The 9,302-nt window shown below is 46.8% G+C and carries 6 protein-coding genes; 2 read left to right on the top strand and 4 right to left on the bottom strand.

From position 1 onward, the window contains the following. Together egtD and abc-f are read right to left on the bottom strand one after the other, a co-directional pair. A partial coding sequence (egtD, locus tag IQ217_RS18295) for an L-histidine N(alpha)-methyltransferase (protein WP_194021317.1) occupies positions 1–856 on the bottom strand: 856 nt, incomplete at its 3' end. A 456-nt stretch (positions 857–1,312) separates the two neighbouring features. Further along, positions 1,313–3,037, bottom strand: coding sequence for a ribosomal protection-like ABC-F family protein (gene abc-f / locus IQ217_RS18290; RefSeq protein ID WP_190595853.1), 1,725 nt, complete (start codon positions 3,035–3,037; stop codon positions 1,313–1,315). 108 nt (positions 3,038–3,145) lie between these two features. Between abc-f and IQ217_RS18285 the strand changes: the two genes are divergently transcribed. Further along, positions 3,146–4,621, top strand: a complete 1,476-nt coding sequence (locus tag IQ217_RS18285) for a glycoside hydrolase family 13 protein (protein ID WP_194021315.1) — start codon at positions 3,146–3,148, stop codon at positions 4,619–4,621. 60 nt (positions 4,622–4,681) lie between these two features. Here IQ217_RS18285 and IQ217_RS18280 read toward each other — a convergent pair whose 3' ends face one another. Beyond that, positions 4,682–6,346, bottom strand: a complete 1,665-nt coding sequence (locus tag IQ217_RS18280) for an AIPR family protein (protein ID WP_194021313.1) — start codon at positions 6,344–6,346, stop codon at positions 4,682–4,684. Between the two features lie 307 nt (positions 6,347–6,653). Here IQ217_RS18280 and mnmA point away from each other — a divergent pair, with 307 nt between their 5' ends. After that, complete coding sequence (gene mnmA / locus IQ217_RS18275; protein WP_194021311.1) at positions 6,654–7,730, top strand: tRNA 2-thiouridine(34) synthase MnmA; 1,077 nt, start codon at positions 6,654–6,656, stop codon at positions 7,728–7,730. Here mnmA and IQ217_RS18270 read toward each other — a convergent pair. Further along, a complete protein-coding gene (locus tag IQ217_RS18270; protein ID WP_194021310.1) occupies positions 7,727–9,118 on the bottom strand; it encodes a TldD/PmbA family protein in 1,392 nt (463 codons plus the stop codon). The two genes, mnmA and IQ217_RS18270, sit on opposite strands and share 4 nt — an antisense overlap. Positions 9,119–9,302 lie beyond the last annotated feature (184 nt).

The following is a 9,302-nucleotide window of genomic DNA, read 5'->3' as shown; positions in this document are numbered from 1 at the left end:
CGGCTTGGAAATTAATCGTTAAACCAAGGTTTTCCAGCCGTACAACTTGCTTGGTGCCACTCCGTAAATACATTTCAATTTGGGATTTTTGCTGGTTAAATATGGCCCGATGGGAAAAATTATCCAACGCAAAATTGCCCTGGAAACGCCAATTTAAATGGCGCAACATATTCAAATTAAATTCCGCTGTCACCCCCTGGGCATCGTTATAGGCCGCCTCTAAAATATCCACAGGTTTACACAAATCTACTCCTAGCAAAAAGTAATCCCCTGGGTCTAAAGCTTGCCCCACTTGCTCAAAAAAATCTTGACAATCATCAGCGGAAAAATTACCGAGGGAACTGCCTAAAAAAGCCATTAAGCGATGGGGATAATTATGATGGGGTAATGATGCCAGGGCCAACTGATAGGTACTCACCAAACCCTGGACTGTTAATTGGGGATAAGTAGCTAAGATCGCCTCGGCATTTTCTTTTAAAATCGCTTCGCTAACATCAACGGGAATATAGCGTAGGGAAATATTTTGTTCCGCAAAGGCATCCAGTAAAATCCGGGTTTTGGTGGAACTACCACTGCCCAATTCAATGAAGTCACAGCCCCCCGTAATCTGCACCAATTCCTTGGCGATCGCCTGGAGAATGCTGGCCTCCGTACGGGTAGGATAATATTCCGGCAGTAGGCAAATTTGCTCAAACAGCAGTGAACCCCGGTCATCATAAAAATAGTGGGGGGGCAAAGTTTTGGGGCATTGCTGCAAACCGACAATGACATCTTGGCCATGGTTGACATAGCTCTGGGGATGACTGAGGAGACGGTTTTCAAGCTGCAGGCGGGGGGAATTTTGAACGGAGACCATGGTGAGGTGCAAAAACTAACACATCCTCGCACCATAACCTGAACTGTCCCTCCAGATCGACCCCCAGACCCTGGTTAAATAGCGACGAGGCTTGGGAACTTACCCAGGCACAGAACAAACTCCCCCATTGGCCTGAGAAAGTCCAGAATGATATTTGGGAAATCACCTCAGACCTTGATAATGACGTTTAAGAGCCTGTTGGTACAGTTTTGGTTAGCCTCTACATCGACCCACTAAAACTTAGGTAATACTGGGAGCCTGTTTGTAAAGTCTTATTTTGCCCCCTAAATCTTTTCACTAAAGCTCCGGCAATACTGGGGGACTTCGCATCTGTTTCCCCCCAAATTTGGGGGGTCAGGGGGGCTTTTCAAGCACGTTCTGAAGACTTGCATTTCTCCCCCTTATCAACGGGTTAGAGGAAGAAACAACACCATCGTCTTCGTTTTTTCCAGATGACTAGGGAACAATGACGTTTTTGCTTTTTTGCTCTGCTTTTTTCGCCGCTTGCTTGGCTCGTTTTTCTGCTTGCTTTTTAGCAGCTTGTTCAGCGGCCAGACGACGTTTTTCCTCGGCTTTTTCCGCCTCTAATTTTTCCAAATAGTAGTGGTAATCACCGCTGTACACCACCAGTTCCCCATCCCGAATTTCCACTATCTTATTAGCTACCCGAGAAATAAAATAACGGTCGTGGGAGACTAGCACCACGGTGCCTTCATATTCCTGTAATGCTTCCTCTAACATTTCCTTGGCGGGGATATCTAGGTGATTGGTGGGCTCATCAAGGATGAGAAAATTGGCCGGAGTGAGCAACATTTTGGCCAGGGCTAAGCGGGCTTTTTCTCCACCACTGAGGGCGGCCACTTTTTTAAACACCGTTTCCCCAGAAAAGAGAAATCGTCCCAACAGAGTCCGCACTTCTTCATTTTTCCAGTCGGGTACTTCATCATGGATGGTCTCCATCACGGTTTTTTCCAGGTCTAAAGCTTCTGCCTGGTTCTGCTCAAAATAGCCGGGCAAAATATTATGTTCCCCCATTTTTATTTGCCCTTCTTCTGGAGATTCCATGCCCATAATCATCCGCAGGAGGGTGGATTTCCCACAACCGTTGGGGCCCAGAAAAGCAATACGATCGCCCCGTTCAATTTCCAAATTAGCACCGAGAAAAAGTAGCTTATCGTTGTAGGAATGGGAAATGTCTTCAATTAGTGCCACTTGACGACCACTACGGGGGGCAGGGGGGAAATGAAACTTAAGGGTTCTGACACCACCAACGGGGGCCTCTACCCGTTCAATTTTTTCTAGTTGTTTTTCTCGGCTTTTAGCTTGGGTACTGCGGGTGGCACTGGCCCGGAATTTGTCCACAAAGGCCTGTTGTTTAGCCAAAGCTTTTTGTTGATGTTCGTAGGCACTGGCCAAGGCCAGGCTACCTTCTTCCTTTTGCACGAGATAACTGGAATAATTGCCCAGGTAGGTGGTGGATACCCCCCGTTCCGTTTCCACAATTTTGGTGCAAAGACGATCTAAAAATTCCCGGTCATGGGAGATAATCACCATGGGAGTTTTTAGACCCTTGAGATAGGTTTCAAGCCATTCAATGGTTTCTAAATCTAAATGGTTAGTGGGCTCGTCCAACAATAGTAAGTCCGGCTCCTGCAGTAGAATTTTGCCCAAACTGATCCGCATCTGCCAACCGCCGCTAAAGGAACTCACCAGGCGATCGCCATCTTCCGGCTCAAAACCAATTTCCGGCAAAATCCGCTCAATTTGCGACTCCAACCGATAACCGTCCAGGGCTTCAAACTGTCGTTGTAATTTATCTAATTTATGAATTAAATCTTCCAGGGTGTCCGGATCGGCCACTTCCATAGCCTGATGGACATGGTGCATGGAGTCCTGAACCTGGTTCGCCTCGGTGAATACGGTCCACATTTCCTCCCGTAAAGTACGGGTGGGGGTAACGTCAAATTCCTGGGTTAAATGGGCGATTTTCAGGGCCGTTGGCCGAATAATTTCCCCCGCAGTGGCCTCCACTTCCCCCATAATGATCTTGAGTTGGGTGGATTTTCCGGCCCCGTTGACCCCCACCAGGCCTACCCGTTCTTCTGGTTTAACTTCCCAGTTCACATCTTTAAGAACTTCGCCGGTGGGATAAATTTTGCGGATGTGTTCAAGTCGGAGCATAGGAATAAACCTGGGGAAACTGAGCTTCCAGTTTATCGAAAAACTGGCGTTAAAACCCCGTCCCCCACCATTGTGCCTGCGAGAGTATTAGCGAGGATTATCATCACCATGGTTGCAACCCCAGATTGGGTTAAAAAAGCTGTTTTCTATCAAATTTTTCCGGATCGTTTTGCCATTGGCCACCATCAGGCGATCGCCGTTGCTCAACAACCAAAGTTAGAGCCATGGGAAACTCCCCTCACAGTGCAGGGTTATAAGGGGGGAAATCTTTGGGGCGTGATTGAACAGTTAGATTATCTCCAGGAATTGGGTATTACGGCTCTCTATTTGACCCCCATTTTTCAGTCCGCCTGTAATCACCGCTACCACACCCATGACTATTACCAAGTGGACCCTCTCCTGGGGGGCAATGAAGCTTTGCAAGCCCTACTAACCGCTGTCCATGAACGAGAAATGAAAGTAGTGTTGGACGGAGTGTTTAACCATGCCAGTCGGGGTTTCTACTTTTTCAACGACATTTTGGAAAACGGGCCCCATTCCCCCTGGTTAGATTGGTTTTACATCGAAGACTGGCCTTTATCAGCCTATGACGGTTCTTTGCCGGCTAATTATCGGGGTTGGGTAGATTTGCGAGCCTTGCCGCAGTTTAACCACGATAATCCCGACGTGCGGGAATATTTAATGCGGGTAGGGGAATATTGGATTGCCCAAGGCATTGATGGTTGGCGTTTAGATGTGCCCGATTGTGTCAAAGCGGAGGGGTTTTGGGCGGAATTTCGCCGTCGGGTCAAAGCAATTAACCCGGAAGCCTACATTGTGGGGGAAATTTGGTGTGATGCTAGTCCTTGGTTAGGCGGAGATCAGTTTGATGGCGTGATGAATTACCGATTCACCGAACCAACAGTGGCCTTCACCATTGGCGATCGCCTGCAAAAAGAACATCTACGGGGGGAAGAATACCGTCCTTACCCCGCCCTCAACGCAGATGCCTATGGAGAAAAAATTAGCCAACTTCTGCAACGACACCCCTGGGAGATTCAGTTAACCCAATTGAATTTGCTCAATAGCCACGACACCGCCCGCCTCTTAACCCTGGCCAATGGCGATCGCCCCAGCGTTAACCTAGCCCTCCTACTAATGTTTACTTTCCCTGGTGCTCCCTGTGTTTACTACGGTGACGAAGTGGGCTTAGCAGGGGGAGCAGATCCAGATTGCCGCCGAGTTTTTCCTGCAAAAACTGATTGGGATTTAGATTGTTGGGAATTTTATCGTCAATTGATCGCCCTGCGCCATCGCTATCAATGTTTGCAACTGGGGGATTACAAAATTCTCGTCACGGCAGGTATGGGCTATGCTTTCCAGCGGCAATACGGCGATGAAACCTTAATTATTGCTGTTAATGCGGGAGACAATGTTACAGAAATTTCATTGTCTCCAGAAATTTTAGATTTAGACAAAATAGAAAGGATAGAGTCTATTTTTACCACTGATAGTCAAATAGAAATCCAACAAACTCCATCGGTTTTATCTGTAACTATGCCGCCTCAGTCAGGAAAAATTTTTAGATTTGGACATCAAGAATGAAGCCGCACTAATACAGTCCCGCAAAAATATTTAAAATCAAACATCTTGAGTAACGAGAATTTATTCAAGTCGGCTGATTAGATCACCGCGCCGGAAGGTTGCAGATAGTTGCTGTAGGGAAATCTCTTGTTCTCCATAAAGATCTTCGAGTGCCTTTTGAATATCCTGCAATGAAGCATTAAAATAAATCTCACCATTTTTCTCAATAAGTTGTTGGGTAAATTGAAAATTTTTGTGGCTAATATCTTTTATTTGAACATTCATCTCATTCAAAAGTTTTTGTCCCATCTGCATTGCAATAAAACATGAAGCATAGCGAACAAAGTCTGGGTCAGTGGTTTCTGGTCTTTTACGACGATTTTCTGCAATTCTGTAAAGTTGAACAGCTACTATTACCTGGGCTCCGTTTAATTGTTTAGTGAATATCGAATCATATAGTTTTCCAAAATGCTCACGGGAGAAAAATTTTGCTTGGTGAGGTTTTCTTCTCCAAACAGATAATACTGCCTCAGCGGCTACCCCCGAGGTGATATCGGCAGACCGAGTATTAGTATCAGATCGTTTCCGCCGATAGTTAAATCCCAATTGCTTAATATCCATTTCTAATCTTTGTTGGCGTTCATCATTAGCTCGTAAATCTTTGAGATCTACTGGATTTTGGCTATTAGTAGCGTAGGTTATTCTTTGCACTAAGCCTTCATTTTCAGGGGGCAATTGATAAAGTCGAAGAAGAACATAGGCTTGGGCATTTTGATGAAGTAAATGTGGTTGCTGTAAAGTTTTAGATATGGTTATACAGGTCTGACCACCATTAATAATTTGTAAATTCTCGACACGTACTTGATAATTACTGTCCTGCAGTGCGTTATATGAAAAGCTGTCACAAGTTAGGGTTATCCCATTGTTATAAAAGTAAAAATTATTTTTTTCATCACTAGTTAAAGTATGACGAATGTCCTCGTTAACACGATTTCCCTGTAATCCTAAATAGCGACGAATATTACGCTCTAATAATCGTTCACCATGTCGATCAATAAGTGTGGCAATTTCGGTGACGGAAATTCTACCTACCAGTACCCGGCTGAACTCCATATCTTCAACTATAGCTTTTCCACTCAGCTGTAAAGTATCTTTTACAGGTCTGGAAGCTTGAAGAATTTTTACGAGCCGGTCATGGTTGATATGTTCCCATGTAACCTGATCTCCAAATCCAGCACGCTCAATAGCTTCTTCACCAGATGAATTCCATTTCAGCCCATTATTACAAGCCAGCGCTCTAACTTGTGGAATATAACCATCCCGAATTAAACTACGAGCTTCTTCCACTTTTGTGAGTAATCTTTCATTAATGTATTCTAGTTTGGCGGCCGGATTAAATAAATATTGAATGGCGTTTATTAGTGCCTCTATCCCTTCTTCAGGAAAATTGGAATTCCCCTCTAGCTTTTTTTTATATTTAGCTTGAAATAAACTAACTGTAAATTCGCCGTCATACTCCTCCGAGATGTGCATGGCATCAACTCCAAAGTCTCCTCCTCCTTCGGTTAAGCAATCAAAAGCTTCATCGTTGTCTAAATCTAATATAGTCTTAACACATAGATAAACAAAGGCAAGAGGTTTAAATCTATTTTCATCTTTTATGTCTAATTCTTCAGAAGCTTTTTGGCGAATATCTTCAACAATTGATAACAAACGTTGGTCAATGATAGAGATATTAATGTTCATATATTTTTACTCCATAAATAGACAACAAATAGATAAGATAATTTTATCTCACTTGACCCATTCAAAAAATTTCCCATGGATATGTTGCTGTCTTCTTGATTTAACTGATTTCAAGCATGGAAAAGATCGGATTAAGTTTTGTCAGCCAGGTCCGATGGTAATAGTTAGCGATCGCCGTCAACTGTATAACCAACTCTTGGGTTTTGGATTACATCGGTTTTTAGCGGTAGTTTTTCTAGGTTAAGCTGAGTTAGGGCCTATTTGTTAGAGCAACCCTTGTCAATTTAGAGCGCAGAGTAAACGAGCAATGACGCAGAAAGTAGTGGTGGGACTATCCGGTGGGGTAGATAGTTCGGTGGCGGCGGCCCTGTTGCACCGTCAAGGTTATGGCGTGGTGGGGGTGACTCTCTGGTTAATGAAGGGTAAGGGTCAGTGCTGTTCGGAAGGGCTGGTGGATGCCGCTTCTATCTGTGAACAGTTGGGGGTACCCCACGAAATTGTGGACACCAGGGATTTATTCCAAAATCACATTATTGATTATCTGGTGCAGGGTTACGGTGAGGGAGTGACTCCATTGCCCTGTTCCCAATGTAATAAGGCGGTGAAGTTTGGCCCTATGTTGCAATACGCCCAACAGTCCCTTGGTATCGATAAAATTGCCACGGGGCATTATGCTCGCATTCGCTTTAACGAAGACAGTCAACGCTATGAGTTGTTGCGGGCGGTCGATCGCCAGAAGGATCAATCCTATTTTTTGTATGACCTGTCCCAGGAAATTTTGGCGGCCACCCTGTTTCCCCTGGGGGAACAAACCAAGACCGTTACCCGACAGTTGGCGGCGGAGTTTGACCTCAGCACAGCAGAGAAGAAGGATAGTCAGGATTTATGTCTGATTGAAGCCCATGGCTCCATGCGGGACTTCTTGGACAAGTACATTGCCCCAAAAGCGGGGGAAATTGTCGACCTGTCCGGAGTGGTGTTGGGTCACCATGAGGGCATTCACCACTACACCATTGGGCAACGAAAAGGCTTGGGCATCGCGGCGGCGGAACCTTTATACGTCGTTAAACTCGATCCGGTGATGAATCGGGTTATTGTTGGCGATCGCCAGAGTGCGGGCAGTGGGGAATGCTACGTGCAAAGGTTAAATTGGGTTTCCATTCCCGAACCAACGGCCCCCATCCGCTGCGAGGTACAGGTGCGTTACCGTTCTGCTCCGGTGACGGTTAATGCCATTCCCTGGGACGACCAACAAATCAAACTGGTGTTTGATGAACCCCAATTTGGCATCACCCCCGGCCAGGCCGCTGTGCTCTACGACGGCGATCGGGTGTTAGGGGGAGGTATTATCTGCCCCCAAAGGTCGGAGGGGCAAAGGACCTAGGCAGCATCGCCCCCCACTACCACATCCCGGATGCGTAAACTGGGGCCACCGCAACCCACTGCTAGGCCATTTTGGCCCCCTTTACCACAGCCCCCGGACTCATCCCAATAAAAGTCGTCGGCGATCGCCTCGATGTTAGCCAGGGTTTTAAAGACATTGCCAGAGAGGGTCACATCCTTAACAGGTTCTGCTAGCTGGCCATTACGGATCATCCAAGCCTCCCCCGCACTGAAGGTGAACATTTCCCCATTGGTCATACCCCCGAGCCAGTTTTGGGCATAAACCCCCTCCTCAATGCCGTCTAACAAATGGGCCACAGGGGTTGCTCCCCGGCCAATCCAAGTATTGGTCATGCGCACAATGGGGGGATAGTGGTAATTCAAACAGCGGGCATTACCAGTGGGTTGTTCCCCCAACTTCCCTGCCGTTTCCCGGGAGTGGAGTCTGCCCACCAACTCGCCGTCTTTAATTAGTTGGGTGGTGGTGGCCGGTACCCCTTCGTCGTCAAAACCGTAACTGCCCCGGTGCCCTGGGGGGGCCGCCCCATCAAAAATTTGCAACTCCGGCGGGCCAAAGCGTCGCCCCAAACTCATCACTTCCAAAAAGTCGGGATTTTCGTAGAGCATATCTGCTTCGGATAAATGCCCAAAGGCTTCGTGGACAAATAACCCAGTCAAAATCGGGTCAATCACCACCGGATAAATTTTTCCCTGCACTGTGGGCAAAGTTAACGCTTTCACCGCCCGTTTCGCAGCCCCCTGCACCACGGCATCTAAATTTTCCAAGTCCCCATAGCCCCGGCGGGAGCCTGTGGTTTCCCTACCTACTTGCACCCCATTGCCATCCTTCGCAGTGGCCGCAAAACGCATTTCCAAGTCCCACCAACATTGCTCCAACAAAGTCCCTTCTGAAGTGGCCAGTAACACCGTTTGTTGACTGTCGCTATAGCGCACATGGGTGGTGGTAATTTTATCGCTGGTGCCCCGGAGCAGATCATTGTAATGGTCACAGAGGGCTTTTTTATCAGCCAAACTAATCTCACGGGGGTCTTTACCCGTCAAAGGATTAATAAAGGTTTGCTGGACTGGATCAATGGGAGCCAACAGGGTTTCATCGTCCCCAATTAACCGGGCCGCGGCGATCGCCTCTTCTAATCTTTGGCGTAACTGCTCCCAACGATTAAAACTGGCAAACCCCCAACCCCCTTGATGGCAAACCCGCACCTGGCCACCAATGGCAATGCCCTCACTGAGAGTTTCCACCTGGTTACCCCGTAAGCTAATTTGGGTGCCTTCGGACTGTTCCAACCGGATACTGATAAAGTCCGCCTGGGACTGGTAACGGCCAATTAGTTCCGGTAGGGTTGCTTTAATGGTGGCTAAGTTCATTGGAGAAGAATTAGGGAATCATTAACCATGATACTTTTCCCACCTCTGCCTAACCGCCAAGGTCTTATTAAGTTAAACAGCTTTCAACCTAGGAGAAGATGATTTGGGAACCGGGAGCGTTAATTTTCACCGATAAAACCTGATGATTTTTAAAAGTTTCCGCCAAACGGGGATGCACTGATGG

This window comes from Synechocystis salina LEGE 00031, assembly GCF_015207985.1.
GTDB lineage: Bacteria > Cyanobacteriota > Cyanobacteriia > Cyanobacteriales > Microcystaceae > Synechocystis > Synechocystis salina.
The sequence above is the reverse complement of the archived record's forward strand: the minus strand, read 5'-3'. Positions and strand labels throughout refer to the sequence as shown.